Below are 19,987 nucleotides of genomic sequence, written 5' to 3' on the forward strand. Positions count from 1 at the left end.
TTAGTTTTATTTAAATTAGTCATACCATACTACTCAAAATTATGTTGCTAGATTAAATGATGCGCTCATTGTCTCACTTACAAAGAAATCTCTCAATGATGATAAATCTTAATTTTTTCTATTATTCAAACTCAATTATTATGATTCCTTCATCAGATAGGTATAATAAAATTAAAATACATGCTATTTAAGGAGCAAACCATTATGAAATTCAGACAATTAATTTATACAGTAACTCTTACAACATTAGCTGTCTTGAGTCTAGGATCTGTTGCCTCTGCTGCAACTAATGATTCAAGCTCAGCTTCATCAACATCGGGCACAACAACTGACTGGTCAAATCCAGTTGTCACATTAGGAACAAGTTTAACAGATTCACAAAAATCAGGAACACTTTCAACTTTAACAGCTAGCTTAAACGGTAGTTCTTCATATTCGACATTACCCGTAAATGGCGCAACTTTAGTTAAATATCTCAATAGTTCTGGTGGCTCATTTACATCAACTTCAGGTGTCTGGTCATCTGCTATGGTTCAAAAAACGAGCAGTGGTTCTGGTATCAACGTTGAAATTTTAGACTACAATGGTAAAAATAACATCACCACAATTACAGAAAACCAATATAAAAACGCCGCATTAACAGCTGGTGTAACTGATGCCAATATCTATGTCACTTCTGCTACACCAATAGATGGATCAGGTGCTTTAGCTGGTGTTTATGCAGCCTTCGCTACAAACGGGGACGCTCTAAATACAAAACAAGTCACTGCCGCACAAAATGAAATGTCGACTTTAAGTGACATTACACAAGCCAATAAAAGCAAAGATGGGTATACTGATTCACAATTGAATAACGCTGTAGCCGGTGCTAAAAATGATATGGCTAAAGAAGGTAGTTCTATTACAAATAATCAAATTACTACTATTGTAAATAACCAAATCACAAATAATAACTTAACAAATGTCATTACTGATAATCAAAAACAAGATATTATTGCCGTGTTAATCAAGATTCGTGATTCAGGTGCTTTAGATTCATCAAATTTCAAATCACAAGCAAGTAAAGTTGCAACAAATATTCAAGATGGTGCTAAAGATATTTTCAGCAAATTAGACACAGCTGAAAATCGAAACTTCCTACAAAAAATTTGGGACGCAATTGTTTCATTTTTTAACGCTATCTGGTCAGCTATTAGTTCTTGGATTTCATAAATAAAACTAACCATATAGGTTTTAAGAAGAACTTACAGTTTTAGACTAAAAATCTTACTGTAGGTTTTTTTAGTTAACTAATCAAACGGAGGCATGATACTATCACGAAGAAAAAAATATTAAGTGTCATTTTCATCCTATTAATAGTAAGTGCCGCATGTACCTTTTACGCATTTAAAATAGAGCCTTACCGCGTTGTCGTTAAAAATATTGCTTTAAATAAGGCAGATACTACTAAAAAGAAACTTAAAATTGTGCAAATTAGTGATGTCGAAATAGCAGATGATTATACACCTGAAAATTTCGGAAAAATTGTTAATAAAATCAATCAAGAAAAACCAGATTTGGTCTTATTTACAGGTGATTTATTCAGCAATTACAATCAATACCATCCCGTAACAGCTATTGTTCAAAAACTAAGTGAAATTAAATCAACCTATGGAAAATACGCAGTATATGGAAATAAAGATTACGGTGGCGGTGCAGCCAGAGTTTACACTACTGTAATGAATCAAGGTGGTTTTACTGTCCTTAAAAATAGTTCAACGACTATCAATGTAGGTGGAAATTCATCCATTTGGTTGGGTGGTGTAGATGACTCTCAATTAGGTATCCCCGATGTCCAAACGACAGTAGCTCCTGATAAATCCAATTCAACGTACCATATTTTAATGGCTCATGAACCTAGTTTGTCAAATGGTTCATTTAATACCGTCGATTTAATTTTAAGTGGTCACACACATGGTGGCCAAATTCGTATTCCTTTCACTAATAAAGGATTATTATCTGATCATGACGGAGATGGTGGCTACTCTAGTGGCCTTTATACACTAAAGAACAATACAAAATTATATGTTAATAGTGGTATTGGAACATCTCGAATCTCAGCTCGATTCCTAGTACCTCCACAGATTGCAGTATTTGACTTGTATCTTTAGTAATAGTCATTTTAAGCTACTCATAATTATTGGACAAAAAAAGTGTATCGTCAAAAATTAATTGACGATACACTTTTTTTAAACATTTTTACGTTTGAAAACAAAATAACCTAAAAATAAAAATAGTGCCGTATAAGCTAGATTACCTATAATCAATTCGTTATTCGTTAATTGAGTTAGTTTTTCAAACTCCTGTCCGTCTGCCCACTGATTACTTAAATTCATCATATTAAGTGGATTCCATTTAATCCAATCCCATTTAGCAATAGCTAACATTTGGATTCCTGATAAAATAGATGTTAAGAAATAAAAAACAATACCAGCTGCAATCGAAGCACCTGAACTACTAAAGATACTAGCCAATAATAATACCAAACTTAAAATCAACCAGGTACTAATAAAATTCCCCACTAACGTTGTTATTAAAGACATAACAATCGTTTGGTTATCTATTTTATCTGACAAGGATACCATTGGTAAAAGCACTAATTTAGCTATAATTGAAGCCACGAATATTAAAACATTCAAATAAATCGAATAGATTAATATTGTAAGCCATTTACTAGCTAAAACAGCTCCACGTGAATATTTCCGATAAAGCAAATCCTTAATTGTACCAAACTGTGTTTCCATAGCAATAATAACACTTGCTGACGCAATTAAAATGAAAATAATTAATTGAATAGATCCAAATCCACTTTGTACCATGCTTGCTGGATCGAAAATCGAACTATATATTTTTGTTAAAAGTGCTACCCCAAAAATAAAAACAAGTAATATCGCTGATATAATCGCTGTAGATTTCTTTTTACCTAACTTAAATAATTCTTGTTTAACTAAAGTTAACATTAAGCCTTACCTCCGTCATTACTATCTAATAAATTCAATAGTGATTCTTCCATATCATGTTCTTGATGACGTACATCATTTATTTGAATTTTATTATCGTAGAGCACTTGGATAATATTTGCTAAAGTATCTTGTTCGTCTACCTTTACTTTAACTGTTTGATCAACTGCCAATTCATAATTAGCGGCCTTTAAAAGAACTTTAGCTTGCTCGTTTGACGTCGTCTCTAGTAAAACATATCGCTTACTACTATCACTTAATTCAGTAGTAGACATTGCTTTCATTATTTTACCTTCATTTAAAATAATAAAGTGATCAACAATTTTCTCTAATTCACCTAAAATATGACTTGAAATCAAGAACGCTGTCCCGCGTTTAGATAACTTTAAAACAAGTTCGCGGACATCACGTGTTGCTTGAGGATCTAATCCGTTCATAGGTTCATCTAAAATAATTAATCTTGGTCTATTTAATAAAGCTAATGCAATTCCTAATTTTTGCTTCATTCCTAATGAATATGATTTAGCTTTACGATTAATGTAATCTGTCATATGCAAATCAGCAACAATTTCATCTAATTCTTCTTTGGTATTGATTTCAGAGAATAATTTTAAATGATCATAGCCACTTAAAAATGGATAGATACCAGGATATTCAATTAAGGCACCAACTTCTTCTAACCCTTGATGGCTAGTTGTTGATACAATTTTACCGTCAATTGTTATTTCTCCAGTTTGGTAATTTGATAATCCAAGAATTGATTTCATGATGGTTGTTTTACCAGCGCCATTAGCACCAACAAGCCCAACAATCTCACCTTCTGCGATTGTAAAATTAATACCTTTGAGGACTACCTTTTTACCGAAACTTTTAGTTAAATTGTTTATTGTTAACATTTCTTTCAAATTGAATCCCTCCCAATAATTGCTTTTACATTCCTATAAACAGTAGTTTAGCACAATTCCCTTTTATTACATACTAACAAGTCTGTAAGGTCAAAATGGCTACCTATTCTTAGAGAAATAGGTAGCCATTTTACTTTTATTTTTTATTTTTCGAAAAAATACGTTGCAATTTTTGACTAATATTTTGTGGACGATAAATAACAATATAAGCAACAATGACTGTAATACAGCCGCTTATCAAGCCATATCCTATTTTTTCCCCAATTGTATCATAATTAACTACAGCCATTAAAATAGCTATATAAGCCGTTGTAAAAATGAGTAGTGGTAGTTTTAAATAATCGAATTGTAAATAAGGACTATCCTGTTCTAATGATAATTTGTTGAAATAATGAACTGCCATCACTATCATCAATAACCCAGCAATCAAGTATATAAATCCTAGTACAAGATAATAAGTATTAGACATGTCTTGCGTTTGATCAAAAATGAATCCTTCAAAGTAAGCAAACCATATCAAGGCCGAGCCAGTGAATCCCAACGCAGTGACGACAGATGCTACAACCCGACGAACTAAAACACCTACCACAAGGCCAACACTGTATAGCGCAATCAATTGACTACTATCTAAGAATAAATGTATCATTCTATCTGATATAAAATTTGGATTACTTACTGAGATAGCTACATCAGCAACAAATGTTGTTATAATTGAACCTACAATAAAAGTAAGTAAGGCAGGTAGTAACATTAGACCAATTTTTTTTAAGAAAATGCGTTTTCTAGAAAATGAGCTTGAAAATATAAATTCATTAAATTTAGTTTGCATATCATACATATTAGTAAATATCCCTAATAAGATAGCACCCAGACTAAAAATAACTAGTGCTGTTTTTGCATTTTGAAATGTACCATCATGAATACTTACATCTTTTATTTTAATATTATTTTTTTCATATGTTGCTCTGCTAACTGAACCTATTTTACGATGATCCGCTTTTGCCGAATCTTTTTCACTTTGAACAAACTCTGTATAAGTAAGATTGGCCGCGTCTATTCCCGTAGTGTCAACCGAATTATGTAGTGTAAACCCCATAACAACCACAATAAGTGCAACAAGTGATAAAACAATCCACTTATATCTCTGCCAAATAATCTGATTCAATCTTCTATTAACTGTCACTACTTCCCACCTCCGGTATTTTCTTTAGCCGAAAGACTTGCTCGGAATAAATCTTCCAACGTTAACGGTAATTCTTCGAATAATGCCGGATCTTCAGCTTCAATTTGAGCTTCAATTTCATCTGAATAGTGTTCAAATAAAACAGTGACGACACGACCTTGAATACTCATTGCTCGGCTATTTTCTTTAATGAAAGCTGGAATTTCTTTTGATTTAAACACCAATTGAACTTTTCGTGATTCTGAACGCGTGTCTTCCAAACGATAATCACTCACAATATGTCCATCTTTTAAAACCATTGCGCGATCGATTAATCGATCTAATTCTTCTAAATTATGTGAAGAAATAAGTACACTTCGCTGGTCTTCAGCAACGGCATCAATAATAATTTGGAAAACTTGTTTACGGACAATTACATCTAACCCGTCCAGTGGTTCATCTAAAATAACATATGGTGCACCAGTGGAAAAGGCCAAAATAATATTAAATAATCCTTGCATCCCTTTAGAAAATTGACGATATTTTGTTTGTTTAGGTAGGTTGTATTCTGTGACCCAATTATCATATTTTTGACGATCAAACGTTTGATAAGCGAGTTCATAGAATTCGACAATCTTATCTATTGTGTAGCTGTCTAAAAAATTATTCTGTGTATCTAAATAAAAGAGTTTTTCCTTCAATGATGAATCTTCTTTCATCCATTGATCATCAATTAAAATATCACCTTGATCTGGTATGTATTGGCCTGAAATTGATCTGAATAAGGTTGTTTTACCAACTCCATTACGACCAATTAGACCCACTATTTCCCCTGGGACTAAAGACATATTAATATCATTAAGTATCTCTTTGTCACTAATTTTCTCTGATAAACCTTTAATTTCAAATCCCATTCTTAGTCCTCCTTTTCAAAATACGACTTAACCCAACCCTGAATCTCATCTTCTTGGACACCGAGATAGGTCACTTCTTTAATCGTATCTAACAATGCCTCACGATTTTTTTGGATTTGTCGTTCATCGCGATTGCTCTCATTATTGGCTTTGACATATGTCCCTCGACCTTTAACTGTCACGATTACATCCTGTGATTCTAAAACTTTATACGCTTTACTAACCGTATTTGGATTCATTTCATGAATTTTAGCCATTTCTCTAACTGACGGCAACTTGTCTTCTGTCTGCAAAATTCCTTTAAAAATATCTTCTTTTATACCTGATATCAATTGTTCATAAAACGGTTTACTACTCGTCTTATTAATTTGCAATTATCTCACCTCATCCATGTGTACTATAATACATAGTACACATATTAAATACAACCCTTTTAGACATAAAAAAAGAGATAATAACAAATTGTTATTATCTCTTTCAATTACATTTATTAAACTGTAGCGTTCACAAAGGCTTGGAATAAACCTTCTGGACGTTGTGGTCTTGATAAAAATTCTGGATGGTATTGAGCTGCCACAAAGAATTTATTTTCAGGAATTTCAACAACTTCAACTAAACGATTATCTGGAGATGTTCCAGCAAAAACCAATCCTTTATCAGCAAGTTGTTCACGGTATTCGTTATTAAATTCATAACGATGACGGTGACGTTCTTGGATAACTTCTTGATTATCATAAGCTGCAGCTGCTACCGTTCCTGGTTTTAATTTACATGGATATAAACCAAGACGTTGTGTTCCACCCATATCTTCAACATCTTCTTGATCTGTCATCAAGTCGATAATGTTATGTGGTGTTTCTGGAACAGCTTCAGTTGAATGTGCGCCTTGGAGCCCAACAACGTTACGTGCAAATTCAATACATGCCATTTGCATACCAAGACAAACACCTAAGAATGGAACATTATTTTCACGCGCATATTGAATTGAAAGAATCATCCCTTCAAGTCCACGATTACCGAATCCTCCTGGAACGATGATTCCATCAGCATCTTGCAACGTTTCAACAATATTACTTTCATCTAATTTTTCTGCATCAACCATTGTGATTTTAACATCAGCATCAACAGTGTATCCAGCATGTTTCAATGCTTCGGCAACAGAAATATAAGCATCTGGCAATTTAACATATTTACCAACCAACGCAATATTGATTGTTTTCTTCAAATTTAAAACTTGTGTTTCAAGTTTTTGCCATTCAGTCATATCTGCTTCTGGTGTTGTTAATTTCAAATGATCAACAACGATTTGGTCCATTTTTTGTTTTTGTAACGCTAAAGGAATCGTATATAATGTATCAACATCCATTGATTCAATAACGGCTTCTGGTTCAACATCACAGAAATTAGCTAATTTATTACGCATATCTTGCGAGATATGTTCTTCAGTCCGAACAACCAACATATCTGGTTGAATACCCAATCCGCGTAATTCTTTAACACTATGTTGTGTAGGTTTCGTTTTCATTTCACCTGCAGCTTTTAGGTAAGGAATCAATGTTGTATGAATATAAATAACATTATCTGAACCGACATCAGCTTTCATTTGACGTAATGCTTCAAGGAAAGGCAATGATTCAATATCACCAACAGTTCCACCTATTTCAGTAATTACAACATCAGAATCCGTTGTTGTTCCAGCACGCATAATTTTTTCTTTAATTGTATTTGTAATATGTGGTATAACTTGAACTGTGGCACCCAAATAATCACCACGACGTTCTTTTTGTAAAACTTCTGAATAAATTTTACCAGTCGTTACGTTTGAATATTGATTTAAGTTAATATCAATAAAACGTTCATAATGACCAAGATCTAAATCAGTCTCTGTACCATCATCAGTTACGAAAACTTCCCCATGTTGATAGGGACTCATTGTTCCTGGATCCACATTGATATAAGGATCAAACTTTTGAATAGTAACTTTCAAGCCTCTATTCTTTAATAAACGGCCAAGAGATGCTGCAACAATCCCTTTACCAATTGACGAAACAACGCCACCTGTAACAAATATATATTTGGTCATTATAAATCTCCTTTGGGTTAATTTTTGTGGGGATTCTGTGTTTGTGGCCTGATAGTTATTGTTCATTATGTCTATAAAAAACAACAAGCCCCCTAAGCCGAGTAGAATAATCTAATCAGTGTAGGGAGCTTGTATCAACCGTGCGTTTGTCCTCGCAAGAAATACCTGCGAGGCGCCCAAAAAATATATTACAGGGTTTTGACGAAATCGTCAAGTCCTTTTAATTATTTTCCTCGTCGTCTTCTGCATCTTCATCGGATATTTCAGATAATTGATCTTCAATACCTTCTGGTAATTCTTCTTCATCATCAGAATTACTATCAGCTATTTCATCTAAATCTTTATCATAACCTTTAATTTCTGTATCTTCATCATCATCTTCGTCGTCATCTTCATAAGTTGCATCTAAATCGTCGTCCTCAGGATCATCATCATTGTAATCAATAACGTCATCATCATCAGCGGCATCTGCTAAGAAAGCATTAACTTTCTTACGTTTTTTACGTTTAGGACGATCTTCATCGTCTTCATCTTCTACATGAGCAACAGCTTCATCGATTGAATCGAAGGGATACCATGAACGTAATCCCCATAAGTTCTCTCCAAGTGAAATGAAGCTACCATCAGCATTTAAATCTGTGTAAAATTGTGATAAGCGATCTCTCACTTCTAAATCATTTTTACCAAGATATGTTTGGATTTCATTAGTTAAGTCAGCAAAACCCATGACGTCACCATGTTGCGATAAGATTGCGTGAGCAACCTCGATCATTGATAACTCGTCTTTGTTTTGGCCATCGAATTGTTTAAGCTCCAACTAGCACACGTCCTTTCCAAAAGTCTACTCTTAATCATACATTTTTATGCCGTAAATTGCAATCGTATATTATAGTCTCCCAACAATTCACCGCTTGTTGTTAAGCGATAATCAATATCAAGTGATCCCGAAATTGGTTGGCTATTTAACTGACTTTTTAATTGCGTTGTTTCAATTTCAATTGGAATACGACCATACGCTGTTTTATAAACCCCATTAATTTTTTTTTGCGCTAAAAAAATTAATTTTGTGCGTATATCATCTGTTTCTCGAGTTAATTGAATTTCACCATCATCTTGCAATTTAAAGGTAACTGGATTTTTTTTACCAGACTCTGCGTCTTCTTCTTTATATCTGATATACATCCCATCGCCTAAACGAACGAGTTGTCCCGTTGTTTCGATGACATAGCGTTCAACTTCGCCTTCTTGTGTTTTAATTGTTTCCAAATGGATCGCAATTTGTTTATCTAACGTGATTGCCATACAACTTAATTCCTCCATTCACCTTATCGTTTCACTGTATTATAACTTAGATTTAAATGAATGTCGTTACCTATAATCATCATTATGTCATGACTAAATTACGAATGTTCGTTATAATAGAAGTATTACGAACTTATTTACTATCTAAATTTTCGAGGAGGGATTCTATTGCTCGAACAATCGCCGTTACTTGCTAGAGAAAAAGTGTTACGTGATCCTATTCACGATTACATTTATGTGCAACATCAAGTTATTTTAGATTTAATTAATACTAAAGAATTCCAACGTTTACGCCGAATTAAACAGCTCGGTACAACTTCATTAACTTTTCATGGAGCGGAACATTCACGTTTCACCCATTCCGTGGGTGTTTATGAAATCACACGTCGAATCTGCGATAATTTCCAACGAAATTATCCAAGCAAAGAAGCTGGCGACGGTTTATGGGACGACTCCGAAAAATTAGTGGCGTTATGCGCTGCTCTTTTACACGATATCGGCCATGGTCCATACTCACATACTTTCGAGCACATTTTCAAAACGGACCACGAAGCTATCACTGCTCAAATTTTAACTGATCCATCAACTGAGATTAATCAAGTTTTAGCAAAAGTTTCTGCTGATTTCCCAGAAAAAGTGGCAAGTGTTATTCAAAAAACGTACCCTAATCCACAAGTTGTCCAATTGATTTCGAGTCAAATAGACGCTGATCGAATGGATTACTTATTACGTGATTCTTACTACACTGGTACAAATTATGGTACATTTGACTTAACTCGGATTTTACGTGTGATGCGTCCTTATAAAGGCGGGATTGCATTTGATATCAATGGGATGCATGCCGTTGAAGATTATATTGTCAGCCGATTCCAAATGTACGTCCAAGTTTATTTCCATCCTATTTCTAGATCAATGGAAGTTATTTTAAGTCATTTATTAAATCGGGCTAAATACCTATACGAAAATAATCGCTTAAGTGCCGAGGATTCACCAAAATTATTGATTCCACTTTTTAAAAATGAATTTTCATTAGATGATTATTTACAATTAGATGACGGTGTTTTAACCACTTACTTCACGGAATGGCGTCAAAATACTGATAATATCTTAAGTGACTTAGCTGTCCGTTTCCTGGATCGCAAACCATTTAAATCAATCAAATTTGATGAAGAGACTGTTGATTTATTACCTACTCTAGAACGTCTTATTGAATCAGCTGGCTTTCAACCTGACTACTATACGGCAGAAAATGACAGTTACGACTTACCTTATGATGCCTATGATCCAACCAAAGATAAGCCGCGCACCCAAATCGAATTAGCTCAAGAAGATGGTTCACTTGTTGAATTATCTAGCGTCAGTGACCTCGTTGCTTCTATTACTGGTAAAGTATCAGGCGACCGTCGTTTCTTCTTCCCAAGAGAATTAGTAAAATCAGAGAACGATTTATTCACTGACATTTATACACAATTTAGAACTTATCTTAATAATGATACTTTAATCAACCCAAAGGAGAATACACAACATGACAATTAAATTAATCGCAATCGATATTGACGGTACTCTCGTTAATGATAAAAAAGAAATCGCCCCAGAAACTATTACTACTATTAAAGCTGCTAAAGCTGCTGGCATCAAAGTTGTCCTTTGTACCGGACGTCCTTTAACAGGCGTTACAAAATACTTAGAAAAACTCGGTTTAACATCAGATGATGATTTTGTTATTACTTTTAACGGTGCTTTAGTTCAAGTTTCAGGCTCTGGTGAAGTTTTAATTCATCATACGTTAGATATTAATGATTACAACATAATCGAAGAAACAAGTCGTGAATTAAACGTCCATGTTCATGCTGAAGATCAAGCATTAATGTATACACCTAATGCTGATATCAGTGAATATTCTGTGGCAGAGTCATTCTTAGTTCAAATGCCTATTCGTTTCCGAAAACCTGAAGAAATGGACAAGAATATCGTCATTTCGAAAATGATGTATATTGATTATCCTGAAGTTATTACACGTGTCGTTAAGGAATTACCCGCAAAAATTACCGATAATTATTACTACGTTCAAAGTGAACCTTACTTTTTAGAACTCCTAAACAAAAATGCCAGCAAGGGAAATGCCGTTATGTCCTTGGCTGATAAATTAGGTTTCACCAAAGACGAGGTTATGGCACTTGGTGATCAAGGTAATGATTTATCAATGATCCAAGCAGCAGGTCTAGGTGTTGCCATGGGTAACGCCATTCAAGAAGTTAAAGATAATGCTCAAGCAGTAACTGCTACTAACGTTGAGTTAGGTGTTGCTAAAGCAATCCAAAAATATGCATTAGCTGATTAAATAAATTAAAAACGGACCTAACTTTGAATAATCAAAGTTAGGTCCGTTTTTTTGGCGAATTATCTTCTAAACAACAATCGCATAAATTCTCTAAAAGATAACTTTGATTGCTTAAATTGTTTATATAATGATCCAGCATTTTCTGCAAATCCACCATCTACAAAGTATGCTCCTACAGCAAAACACAAAACGATGATAATACCCAAAAAAATATTCATGACATCATCTCCCTAGTTTAAATAGTCACTAATACAGCAATCAAAATCAATAATGCACCAACAATAAAACAACTACGCATCAATGGTGATATTTTAAGCGGACGATTTTTTTTACTTCCTACACTTTTAACATCAATTTTACGTTCATTATAATCTTCTTTAGATTCACCTTTATCTCGTCGTTTAAACCAGCCAGCGAATAGTTGTGCTTGGCTCAAAATTAATATAATGCCGACTAGAATTAATATAATGCCAATATAAAAATATACATTAGATAAAGAAAAACTATCCCCTCCAACACGGATCCAGATAATCGCAGTAATGATTGCCAGTACACTTAATAAAAATGTGACATTCCTTTTAGCCTGTTTCATGATAGTTAGTTCCTCGCTCGCTTTTAATTTGTGCTTTGATTATATCATTCAAACCTATTAACTCACAATTTTCAGTTCACTTATCCTATAAAATCCGTTATACTTTAAGATACAGTTAACCAAATTAAAGGAGACTCATCAAACATGTTAAAAGAATTTAGAGATTTTATCACTCGCGGAAATGTGATGGATTTGGCAGTCGCTGTTATTATTGGTGGTGCATTTACAACAATCGTTAAGTCTTTCACAACTAACATCATTGGTCCTATCATTGCACTTGTCGTCGGTAAAGTTGACTTGTCAGGGATCGTTCTCACAATTGGTGATACAACTTTCAAAATCGGACAATTTTTAGACGATGTCATTAACTTTATAATCGTAGCCTTTGTTATCTTTATGTTGCTTAAAGGAATCACAGCACTTAGAAATGCAACAAGTAGATCTAATGATAAGGAAGAAGAATCTTCAGAAACGACATTAACACCTACAGAAGAATATTTAAAAGATATCCGTAACTTACTAGCTGAAAGAGATAGTGACTTACCTCGAGAAGCATCAAAAAAAATTGAAGAAAAAATTGCAAAAGAAGACTAAATAATAATTAATAAAAACTTGATTCTGATTTTTAATCGGAATCAAGTTTTTTTATTTTACTTATATTTTATCTTTTTTACATCACATTTTCTTCACAACTACTTGTTATGATAACTTCATACCTTAATTAATAACTTTTAAATTTTAATTTATTTCCCCGAATAAATTAATTTAACTCATAACTAATTTCTCCCCTGAAATTAATTATCTCTACTCCCTTTTTCCGTCAGTCTCCCCGGACTGACGGTTTTTTTATACCCTTAAAATTAAAGTGTATCGACTATAAAATCATAATATTCAAGCGTTATAATCTGTAGTAATAAATAACAATCTAAGATTATTTTGGTCCCCCTTTTTAACATTACGAGTACTGTCTCTAATTAAATATACGTTTGAAGTCTAAGTTTAATGCCCAACCTAATTGGTTATATTCTCAGATTAGACACAAGACTATTCTGAGAATCGATTAGCTCTATAATAAATTAAAAAGAGAAGTCTCCAGATTGATTTCTGATTACTTCTCTTTTTAATTAGTTTTTATTCTATTTTTTTAACTTTTTTTCTAGTTCTAATATCTTTTTTGTTGTTAATTCATTAAGTTTAGCAGAACTAATTATTACTTTTCGTCTAGCTTTCTTATATTTATATAAACATACACATAAGTAAATGTAGAAAGCAATCCAAATACAAAATAATACTAAAGGCATAACAAGATAAACTAGATCATAACTATTCATTATTTTTCCCTTCTAATCTACTTATTTGTTCTTGTTGCTTCTTTTCCACATCATTAAGTTCGGTAATTTCTTTTTTATATTTCCGCATTTTTAAAATCATAAATACAAGCGTACCAATTAATAAAAATATTAATACTTTTATCTCAAATTCTATCATATTCTTCTCCTTCTATATTATTAAGGAACCTACAAAGACTATGAAAATAGTAACTAAAGTTACCCCAAGTTCTGCCCCAACACTAGTTACTGTACTAGACGTACTAAAAGCCATAGATATTTTGGGTAACTCTCCTGCATAATCAAAGTCAGGCTCTCTAAATTTTTTAATATAATATTATAATCTTGTACCGGATATGGATCACTCCCTATTCAATTAGACTCTTCATAAAGTATCTTAATTCCATAAATTATTTCACCTTTAATTAATTGACTAATTATTCAACCCTTATTCAATCAAAATATTATAGAATAGACTTGATAGGTTACAAACAATTCAAATGAATCTTTAATTTTCATTTACCTTCTGCTAGCCTTAAACAGTCTTATAAGTTATAATTTAACAATTCTTGAGCTAAAAGAACCATAGCAACACTTTCTTAAACTATATTTACTACCTTTTAATATACACTTTATCAATTTTAAAGGGTAGTAGAAAAGTTGTATTTAATAATCAGCTCAAATAGTGCTTTATTCTAAGAAAATCTTTATGTAAAAACTACTAAAATATTATATATCCTATACTTTCACCCCACAAAAAAAGTAATCATATTTTATCCTTTTTACGTCACATTTTCTTCACAACTACTTGTTATGATAACTTCATACCTTAATTAATAACTTTTAAATTTTAATTTATTTCCCCGAATAAATTAATCTAACTCATAACTAATTTCTCCCCTGAAATTAATTATCTCTACTCCCTTTTTCCGTCAGTCTCCCCGGACTGACGGTTTTTTATGTTGAATTTGAATACTTTAAGAATAGTAAAAAACAGCCCTAGCATTACCTGCCGGGACTGTCTAAATTAATTTAATTTACCTAGTGATATTCACTTAAAATCACTTTGATAGATATATTTTATATTAGTACCTGGTTTGGACGAAGTTAAAAACACTAAATTAAAAGAACGATTACCAGAGCCTTTTCTAATAATTGCTTTTAAAGTCTTATGATTTATCCCGACATGCAGCGAAGAATCAGATTCACCTTTTTCATTAAGCATATCAGATTGGGTCACATCATAAGAACTATTCATAACAAATAGCCCTCCGAGTGGAAAGTCACCATCTTTTTTTGATTCAATATCGACATCAATACTGTCATTGTAGTAAGCTTCGTCTGAGTCTTTAGTGACGTGATGCTTGATTTTAGTAAATACAAATTTTTCATTTACTATTTTTTGATGATTAGATGTTACAAACACATTCTTAATTTGACTGTTTTTATATTGTTCGGTTACTGCTGCATGAGCATTCCATAACCATACAGCGCTTGCTAGTAAGCAGATGCCTCCCAAAATAAGTAATCCTCTCTGACTTAGTTTCCACGAATTTTTATTTTTCATTTTAGAATAACTCTACCTTCTGAAATGTGAATGATTTTATCACTCACTTCGTTTAAGAAAACACTATCATGATTAGAAATAAGGATTGTTTTCCCTGCTGCTTTTTGATCGATAATTAACTGACGCAAAAAGTCTTTTCCACTATCGTCTAGTGCATTACTAGGTTCATCTAATATTAAAATAGGTGCATCATTGATTAAACAACAAGCAATTGAGGCCCTTTTCTTCATTCCTAATGAATAGTGTTTAATCGCACGCTTATCATTAGGATCTAGTCCAACATAAGTTACCATTTCGTTCAATTCATTCTTAGTCATTTTATGACTATTTAGTTGATTAATTAAGTCCAAGTTTTTAAGAACTGAAAAATCTTCTAACATACCAATACTATCCATAGAAAAAGCAATGCTGCTTGAAAAAAGTTCATCTACTCTGATATATTTTCCATTAACCCAAACTTCACCTTCAGTAGGCTTTACAAACCCAATAATCGTATTAAATATCATGGATTTCCCAGCACCATTTGGCCCACTGAATCCACAAACGATTCCTTCTTCAATTGATAAATTGATATCTACTAAAATATCTTTTTGCTTAATTCTTTTGGAAATGTTTTTCAACTCTATTATTTTCATTTTTACACTACTTTCTTTAAATAAAATCAATATCTTTAATTTTTATAAGTGAGATAATGATGCAACTCAATATAATCGTTAATAAAATTATAATGTTAACCGAATTATGATTAGGGTTAAATCTAGAGAGCATTGTTGCGTCTATAATGGATATGTGAGAAATATAAACATCTAATATTATGACTGCTAAACTCCCTATTAAGGGTAGTATAAAATCATCTAATAAAAATGACGCTGTTGATAACAATACAAGATAGGTGAAACTAAATATAAATAGATAACTATAGAAAGCTAAATGTGAGATACCAAAACCGTTTATAATCACTATCAAAAAATAAAAAAAACTATTATAAATTCCTAACATCAATAAATTGCTAAATAAATAATTTTTATATCCAATATTATGTAGAATTTTAAAATCTGATTTCCATAGTAACATTTGTGAATTTCCAATAGCTAATGCTGGAGAAATCACAAAGATGAACCAAAATAAAGGAAAAGATTCTCCCTCAGTATCTAACGAAGCACCATATAGTAAGCTCGTCATACCACTCACTTGATCTCTTTTGCACAATATGATCATCATCGTTAGCATAATAAAAATGAGCACCGTACGCCATTTAGAATAATAAATCGTTAAATAAATATTTCTAAAAACTAAGATACTGAAAAACTTCAATTTATAGAGTATTCTTTTTTTGATAAAATCCATCTTTGAAAAACCTCCAAAATAATAAAAAAGAGTAGTATAAAGAATATATTTTGAATTAAATATAACGTGTTAACACTATATCCAAGACTGATTATGCCATGATTAAAAAACAATCTAATCCCTCTTTCGTTCAAAAATATTTCTAATTGATAATAACCATAAATTAAAAATAACGATATAATTTTATTTCCTGTGAGGCAATAAAAGGACGCTATTAAATTATAAAAAACATACATTGCGATAAAATAAATAACCATTGTAACTAGCTGATAGCCATTTATATTATATTTTAAATTATCCTTATTTAAAATTAAAAAAAGGATTCCAGAGATAACAAATGCACAAATATATATGGCATAAAAGTAATTCACTTGTACTCTCAAAAAAGAAAAAGGTTTTCTTATATAATACATAATTGGAAATTTAGAACCCTGAAAGGGTAATAATATCAATATTGGAAAGAAAAGAATCATTATATTTTCAATATTTAAACTATTTTGTAGTCCTCCTTGGACTACGTCAATAAAGGAACTATTCTTTTCATTACCTAAAAATAAATAATATTCAAAAAGAGATAAAATAATTAATAAACAGAACGTAAGAATATCTATTACCCAGTCACGAGACCGTTTAGTTTTTAAATATATTTTAAATAATCGCATTACGTTTTACTCCCATAAAATTAAAAAGATAAGCTACAATGAGAACCAAAAACAAAATCCCCATAATAAATGATAAAGGAGGTAGGCCCTCCGCGGGTCCTCCTACCATAGGAAGCGACAAAGGTGCAGCAAGATAAAAAGGAAATACAGCAGCTAAAACACTTATAAATAAGCACAGTAAAAAACTAAAACTAACCACACTATAAATTGTTTTTACATATAAACTAACACTCGCGGCAACTACAGAAAAAACACCTGCGAACAAACCTGCAAGTAAAATATAAAATAAAATCCCCGTATATGATTGCTGGAAAAGGTCCTTCATAAAATATGTTGAATTCGATGCAAGTCCCAGATTATTATTTAATACAGCATCTAATGGTTGATTAGGGAATAAACACCATGCTACTAATAAATCCAATAATAAAGGTAGTATCCCAATCAAAAATCCTGAAATAAAGCTTAAGCTAAATGAATGAATAGAATAATTAATAATTCCCTTTTTTTGTACATATTGTTTAATAAAACCTGTTTGTTTATCCTCGAAGACAATTAGATTCAAACCAATCACTGAAAATAAAGGTAATAACAAATAAAATAAAGCTGAAAAATCGCTACCAGTACCACCTATACCTATCCATGTTGTAATCACAGTAAAAGTTAAATTAGAACCATCTAGATAAGTCCTATTAGGTAACATATCCATAGACACGTGAACTACTATTAAAGCAAAACCCACTAATATGCCATAAAAATATTGTTTCTTCGCCATACGCGACAGCCAATAAGAATTCATTTTTTTCACACCAATCTTTTATTTTAATATAATGCGTAAGAGAGCACATTATTTCTTCTTATCTATCAGGTTTCCAATTACCATCAGCACTACCATATGCATGAATACTATTTACAATATATGCATTGTTTCCTGTTCCATACCACTCTACTAAATAATTAGTTAATTTTGTCTGTCCTTTAGATTTAATAACATATTTTTTTCCTTTAGAAACAGATACATTTCCTGTACGACCAGCCTTATAAGAGTGTCCCCAAGCTTCCACACGTATTTTTCCCGATATCTTTTTGATGTTTAATTCATACGCAGTTTTACTCCACTTTTGAATTCTATAAGTTTCGTCCCAAGGATCATTCCATCTATTAGCAAGATGAACATAATTCGGATTGTTAGCCTCTACACGATCTGAACTTAAAATTGCTATACCAAAAACACATATTGCAACTAAAATAAATGACATTAATTTTTTCATAAAAACTCCTTAAAATTCTCCCTTACGCATTTAATATTATATATAAATAATTAACTCAAAACAATAATATTCAAGTTAAAAAAGACTTTTATAATTTATATATAATATAAAATTAATGCTAATATTAATAAAAAATCACTTTAATGTTGTTTATCATTCTTAGTAAGATCTATTAAGTCCTAAGATATTCAAGTAAACAGACTGCTTACTACTCTAACGTACTAACTACGAGAAGAACTTTCTTCCTTTTTACGTCACATTTTCTTCACAACTACTTGTTATTATAACTTCATACCTTAATTAATAACTTTTAAATTTTAATTTATTTCCCCGAATAAATTAATCTAACTCATAACTAATTTCTCCCCTGAAATTAATTATCTCTACTCCCTTTTTCCGTCAGTCTCCCTGGACTGACGGTTTTTTTATGTCCTAAATTTGGATACAAAAAAAGTTAGACAACATTAGTTATCTAACTTTCTTAACTTTATTTTTCATTATGGAAACGATTTTTAAATAATGGACTAACTGGTTTGTTTTCATGAATTCTCGTGATTGCATCCCCAATTAATTGACCCACTGAAATTTGAACTAATTTATCAATTTTCTTATCTTCAGGTAACTGAATTGAATCTGTTACGATAAATTGCTTAATAGGTGATTTTGCAATTCTTTCAACAGCTGGACCTGATAAAACCGGATGAGTTGCACTTGCGTACACTTCAGTTGCACCGGCATCCATTAAAGCCTGAGCAGCAAGCGTAATTGTTCCTGCCGTATCAACCATATCATCAATTAAGATACAACGTTTGCCTTCAACGGTACCAATAATGTTCATCACTTCAGCAACGTTAGCTTTAGGACGACGTTTATCAATAATTGCAATAGGTGCTTTCAAGAATTCTGCTAATTTACGAGCACGTGTCACTCCACCATGATCAGGTGAAACGACAACAGAATCTTTATCTAATCCTTCGGTTAAGAAGTAGTCAGCTAATAAAGGTGCACCCATTAAATGATCAACTGGGATATCAAAGAATCCTTGAATTTGAGCAGCATGCAAATCAAGCGCTAAAATTCTTGTTGCACCAGCTTTTTCTAACATGTCAGCAACTAATTTTGCTGTAATTGGTTCCCGTGAACGTGCTTTACGATCTTGACGAGCATAACCATAGTAAGGAATAACGACATTAATTGATTTAGCACTTGCGCGACGCAAAGCATCAATCATAATTAATAATTCCATAATATTGTCATTGACGGGTGCAGATGTTGATTGAACAATGTAAACATGATCTCCACGAATACTTTCTTCAATATTAATTCTGATTTCACCATCACTAAAGCGATCTACAGAGGTTTTACCTAATTTAACACCAACAGCATCAGCAATTTTTTCAGCCAATGGTTTATTCGAGTTCAAAGCAAAAATTTTCAACTTTGGATCAAAATAATGTTCTGACATATGTGCCTCCAGTTATTTAATTTTCCCTACTTAAAATTTTAAATATTAATCA

At 32.1% G+C, this 19,987-nt stretch carries 23 protein-coding genes; 5 read left to right on the forward strand and 18 right to left on the reverse strand.

Annotated features, from left to right (window positions below):
* Window positions 1-204 precede the first annotated feature (204 nt).
* Window positions 205-1,212, forward strand: coding sequence for a DUF1002 domain-containing protein (locus AC1RPW_RS06130; RefSeq protein WP_481761768.1), 1,008 nt, complete (start codon window positions 205-207; stop codon window positions 1,210-1,212).
* Window positions 1,213-1,466: 254 nt separating this feature from the next.
* On the forward strand, window positions 1,467-2,150 hold the full coding sequence (locus AC1RPW_RS06135; protein ID WP_481761769.1) for a metallophosphoesterase: 684 nt from the start codon (window positions 1,467-1,469) through the stop codon (window positions 2,148-2,150).
* 78 nt (window positions 2,151-2,228) lie between these two features.
* Here AC1RPW_RS06135 and AC1RPW_RS06140 read toward each other — a convergent pair whose 3' ends face one another.
* From AC1RPW_RS06140 to AC1RPW_RS06175, 8 genes are all read right to left on the reverse strand, one after another.
* Window positions 2,229-2,999: an ABC transporter permease gene (locus tag AC1RPW_RS06140; protein ID WP_481761770.1), complete on the reverse strand. Its 771-nt coding sequence runs from the start codon at window positions 2,997-2,999 to the stop codon at window positions 2,229-2,231.
* Entirely contained in the window at window positions 2,999-3,895 is an 897-nt protein-coding gene (locus AC1RPW_RS06145; RefSeq protein ID WP_481761806.1) for an ABC transporter ATP-binding protein, read from the reverse strand. The genes AC1RPW_RS06140 and AC1RPW_RS06145 overlap by 1 nt, the downstream gene beginning before the upstream one ends.
* Window positions 3,896-4,040: 145 nt before the next feature.
* Window positions 4,041-5,087: a hypothetical protein gene (locus AC1RPW_RS06150; RefSeq protein ID WP_481761771.1), complete on the reverse strand. Its 1,047-nt coding sequence runs from the start codon at window positions 5,085-5,087 to the stop codon at window positions 4,041-4,043.
* On the reverse strand, window positions 5,087-5,980 hold the full coding sequence (locus tag AC1RPW_RS06155; protein WP_481761772.1) for an ATP-binding cassette domain-containing protein: 894 nt from the start codon (window positions 5,978-5,980) through the stop codon (window positions 5,087-5,089). Before AC1RPW_RS06155 ends, AC1RPW_RS06150 begins: the two co-directional genes overlap by 1 nt.
* Window positions 5,981-5,982: 2 nt before the next feature.
* Entirely contained in the window at window positions 5,983-6,354 is a 372-nt protein-coding gene (locus AC1RPW_RS06160; protein WP_481761773.1) for a GntR family transcriptional regulator, read from the reverse strand.
* Between the two features lie 116 nt (window positions 6,355-6,470).
* Window positions 6,471-8,063, reverse strand: a complete 1,593-nt coding sequence (locus AC1RPW_RS06165) for a CTP synthase (RefSeq protein ID WP_481761774.1) — start codon at window positions 8,061-8,063, stop codon at window positions 6,471-6,473.
* 220 nt (window positions 8,064-8,283) lie between these two features.
* Complete coding sequence (gene rpoE / locus AC1RPW_RS06170) at window positions 8,284-8,880, reverse strand: DNA-directed RNA polymerase subunit delta (RefSeq protein WP_481761775.1); 597 nt, start codon at window positions 8,878-8,880, stop codon at window positions 8,284-8,286.
* A 44-nt stretch (window positions 8,881-8,924) separates the two neighbouring features.
* Window positions 8,925-9,365, reverse strand: coding sequence for a YwiB family protein (locus AC1RPW_RS06175; protein WP_481761776.1), 441 nt, complete (start codon window positions 9,363-9,365; stop codon window positions 8,925-8,927).
* Window positions 9,366-9,533: 168 nt separating this feature from the next.
* Between AC1RPW_RS06175 and AC1RPW_RS06180 the strand changes: the two genes are divergently transcribed.
* Window positions 9,534-10,901: an HD domain-containing protein gene (locus tag AC1RPW_RS06180; protein ID WP_481761777.1), complete on the forward strand. Its 1,368-nt coding sequence runs from the start codon at window positions 9,534-9,536 to the stop codon at window positions 10,899-10,901.
* Window positions 10,891-11,706, forward strand: a complete 816-nt coding sequence (gene yidA / locus AC1RPW_RS06185; protein WP_409021948.1) for a sugar-phosphatase — start codon at window positions 10,891-10,893, stop codon at window positions 11,704-11,706. Before AC1RPW_RS06180 ends, yidA begins: the two co-directional genes overlap by 11 nt.
* A gap of 59 nt (window positions 11,707-11,765) precedes the next feature.
* On the opposite strand, the gene AC1RPW_RS06190 is transcribed toward yidA, so the two are convergent.
* Window positions 11,766-11,924: a hypothetical protein gene (locus tag AC1RPW_RS06190; protein WP_481761778.1), complete on the reverse strand. Its 159-nt coding sequence runs from the start codon at window positions 11,922-11,924 to the stop codon at window positions 11,766-11,768.
* Between the two features lie 17 nt (window positions 11,925-11,941).
* Window positions 11,942-12,298: a DUF3899 domain-containing protein gene (locus AC1RPW_RS06195; RefSeq protein WP_481761779.1), complete on the reverse strand. Its 357-nt coding sequence runs from the start codon at window positions 12,296-12,298 to the stop codon at window positions 11,942-11,944.
* 144 nt (window positions 12,299-12,442) lie between these two features.
* On the opposite strand from AC1RPW_RS06195, the gene mscL reads away from it, so the two are divergent.
* Complete coding sequence (gene mscL, locus AC1RPW_RS06200; protein ID WP_409021944.1) at window positions 12,443-12,892, forward strand: large conductance mechanosensitive channel protein MscL; 450 nt, start codon at window positions 12,443-12,445, stop codon at window positions 12,890-12,892.
* 729 nt (window positions 12,893-13,621) lie between these two features.
* On the opposite strand, the gene AC1RPW_RS06205 is transcribed toward mscL, so the two are convergent.
* The 8 genes from AC1RPW_RS06205 to AC1RPW_RS06240 form a co-directional block, all read right to left on the reverse strand.
* Window positions 13,622-13,786 carry a hypothetical protein gene (locus AC1RPW_RS06205; protein WP_481761780.1) on the reverse strand — a complete coding sequence of 55 codons (165 nt, stop codon included), beginning with the start codon at window positions 13,784-13,786 and terminating at the stop codon, window positions 13,622-13,624.
* 891 nt (window positions 13,787-14,677) lie between these two features.
* Entirely contained in the window at window positions 14,678-15,193 is a 516-nt protein-coding gene (locus tag AC1RPW_RS06210) for a hypothetical protein (RefSeq protein ID WP_481761781.1), read from the reverse strand.
* The gene (locus AC1RPW_RS06215) at window positions 15,190-15,828 is read right to left on the reverse strand and encodes an ATP-binding cassette domain-containing protein (protein ID WP_481761782.1); all 639 of its coding nucleotides are present in this window, start codon (window positions 15,826-15,828) and stop codon (window positions 15,190-15,192) included. The genes AC1RPW_RS06210 and AC1RPW_RS06215 overlap by 4 nt, the downstream gene beginning before the upstream one ends.
* A gap of 16 nt (window positions 15,829-15,844) precedes the next feature.
* Complete coding sequence (locus tag AC1RPW_RS06220) at window positions 15,845-16,540, reverse strand: hypothetical protein (protein ID WP_481761783.1); 696 nt, start codon at window positions 16,538-16,540, stop codon at window positions 15,845-15,847.
* Complete coding sequence (locus AC1RPW_RS06225; RefSeq protein ID WP_481761784.1) at window positions 16,504-17,202, reverse strand: hypothetical protein; 699 nt, start codon at window positions 17,200-17,202, stop codon at window positions 16,504-16,506. Before AC1RPW_RS06225 ends, AC1RPW_RS06220 begins: the two co-directional genes overlap by 37 nt.
* Window positions 17,189-18,007, reverse strand: coding sequence for a hypothetical protein (locus AC1RPW_RS06230; RefSeq protein WP_481761785.1), 819 nt, complete (start codon window positions 18,005-18,007; stop codon window positions 17,189-17,191). Before AC1RPW_RS06230 ends, AC1RPW_RS06225 begins: the two co-directional genes overlap by 14 nt.
* 49 nt (window positions 18,008-18,056) lie before the next feature.
* Window positions 18,057-18,470, reverse strand: coding sequence for a hypothetical protein (locus tag AC1RPW_RS06235; RefSeq protein ID WP_481761786.1), 414 nt, complete (start codon window positions 18,468-18,470; stop codon window positions 18,057-18,059).
* Window positions 18,471-18,957: 487 nt separating this feature from the next.
* A complete protein-coding gene (locus AC1RPW_RS06240; protein ID WP_481761787.1) occupies window positions 18,958-19,935 on the reverse strand; it encodes a ribose-phosphate diphosphokinase in 978 nt (325 codons plus the stop codon).
* Window positions 19,936-19,987: the final 52 nt, after the last annotated feature.

This window comes from Dellaglioa sp. CoH-55-MRSF-8 (assembly GCF_056782195.1).

Coding starts and splice junctions, on each gene's coding strand:
- AC1RPW_RS06130 (WP_481761768.1), top strand. CDS start 205: ATGAAATTCAGACAATTAATTTATACAGTAACTCTTACAACATTAGCT.
- AC1RPW_RS06140 (WP_481761770.1), bottom strand. CDS start 2,999: ATGTTAACTTTAGTTAAACAAGAATTATTTAAGTTAGGTAAAAAGAAA.
- AC1RPW_RS06145 (WP_481761806.1), bottom strand. CDS start 3,895: ATGTTAACAATAAACAATTTAACTAAAAGTTTCGGTAAAAAGGTAGTC.
- AC1RPW_RS06155 (WP_481761772.1), bottom strand. CDS start 5,980: ATGGGATTTGAAATTAAAGGTTTATCAGAGAAAATTAGTGACAAAGAG.
- AC1RPW_RS06165 (WP_481761774.1), bottom strand. CDS start 8,063: ATGACCAAATATATATTTGTTACAGGTGGCGTTGTTTCGTCAATTGGT.
- AC1RPW_RS06175 (WP_481761776.1), bottom strand. CDS start 9,365: ATGGCAATCACGTTAGATAAACAAATTGCGATCCATTTGGAAACAATT.
- yidA (WP_409021948.1), top strand. CDS start 10,891: ATGACAATTAAATTAATCGCAATCGATATTGACGGTACTCTCGTTAAT.
- AC1RPW_RS06190 (WP_481761778.1), bottom strand. CDS start 11,924: ATGAATATTTTTTTGGGTATTATCATCGTTTTGTGTTTTGCTGTAGGA.
- AC1RPW_RS06195 (WP_481761779.1), bottom strand. CDS start 12,298: ATGAAACAGGCTAAAAGGAATGTCACATTTTTATTAAGTGTACTGGCA.
- mscL (WP_409021944.1), top strand. CDS start 12,443: ATGTTAAAAGAATTTAGAGATTTTATCACTCGCGGAAATGTGATGGAT.
- AC1RPW_RS06205 (WP_481761780.1), bottom strand. CDS start 13,786: ATGATAGAATTTGAGATAAAAGTATTAATATTTTTATTAATTGGTACG.
- AC1RPW_RS06210 (WP_481761781.1), bottom strand. CDS start 15,193: ATGAAAAATAAAAATTCGTGGAAACTAAGTCAGAGAGGATTACTTATT.
- AC1RPW_RS06215 (WP_481761782.1), bottom strand. CDS start 15,828: ATGAAAATAATAGAGTTGAAAAACATTTCCAAAAGAATTAAGCAAAAA.
- AC1RPW_RS06220 (WP_481761783.1), bottom strand. CDS start 16,540: ATGGATTTTATCAAAAAAAGAATACTCTATAAATTGAAGTTTTTCAGT.
- AC1RPW_RS06225 (WP_481761784.1), bottom strand. CDS start 17,202: ATGCGATTATTTAAAATATATTTAAAAACTAAACGGTCTCGTGACTGG.
- AC1RPW_RS06235 (WP_481761786.1), bottom strand. CDS start 18,470: ATGAAAAAATTAATGTCATTTATTTTAGTTGCAATATGTGTTTTTGGT.
- AC1RPW_RS06240 (WP_481761787.1), bottom strand. CDS start 19,935: ATGTCAGAACATTATTTTGATCCAAAGTTGAAAATTTTTGCTTTGAAC.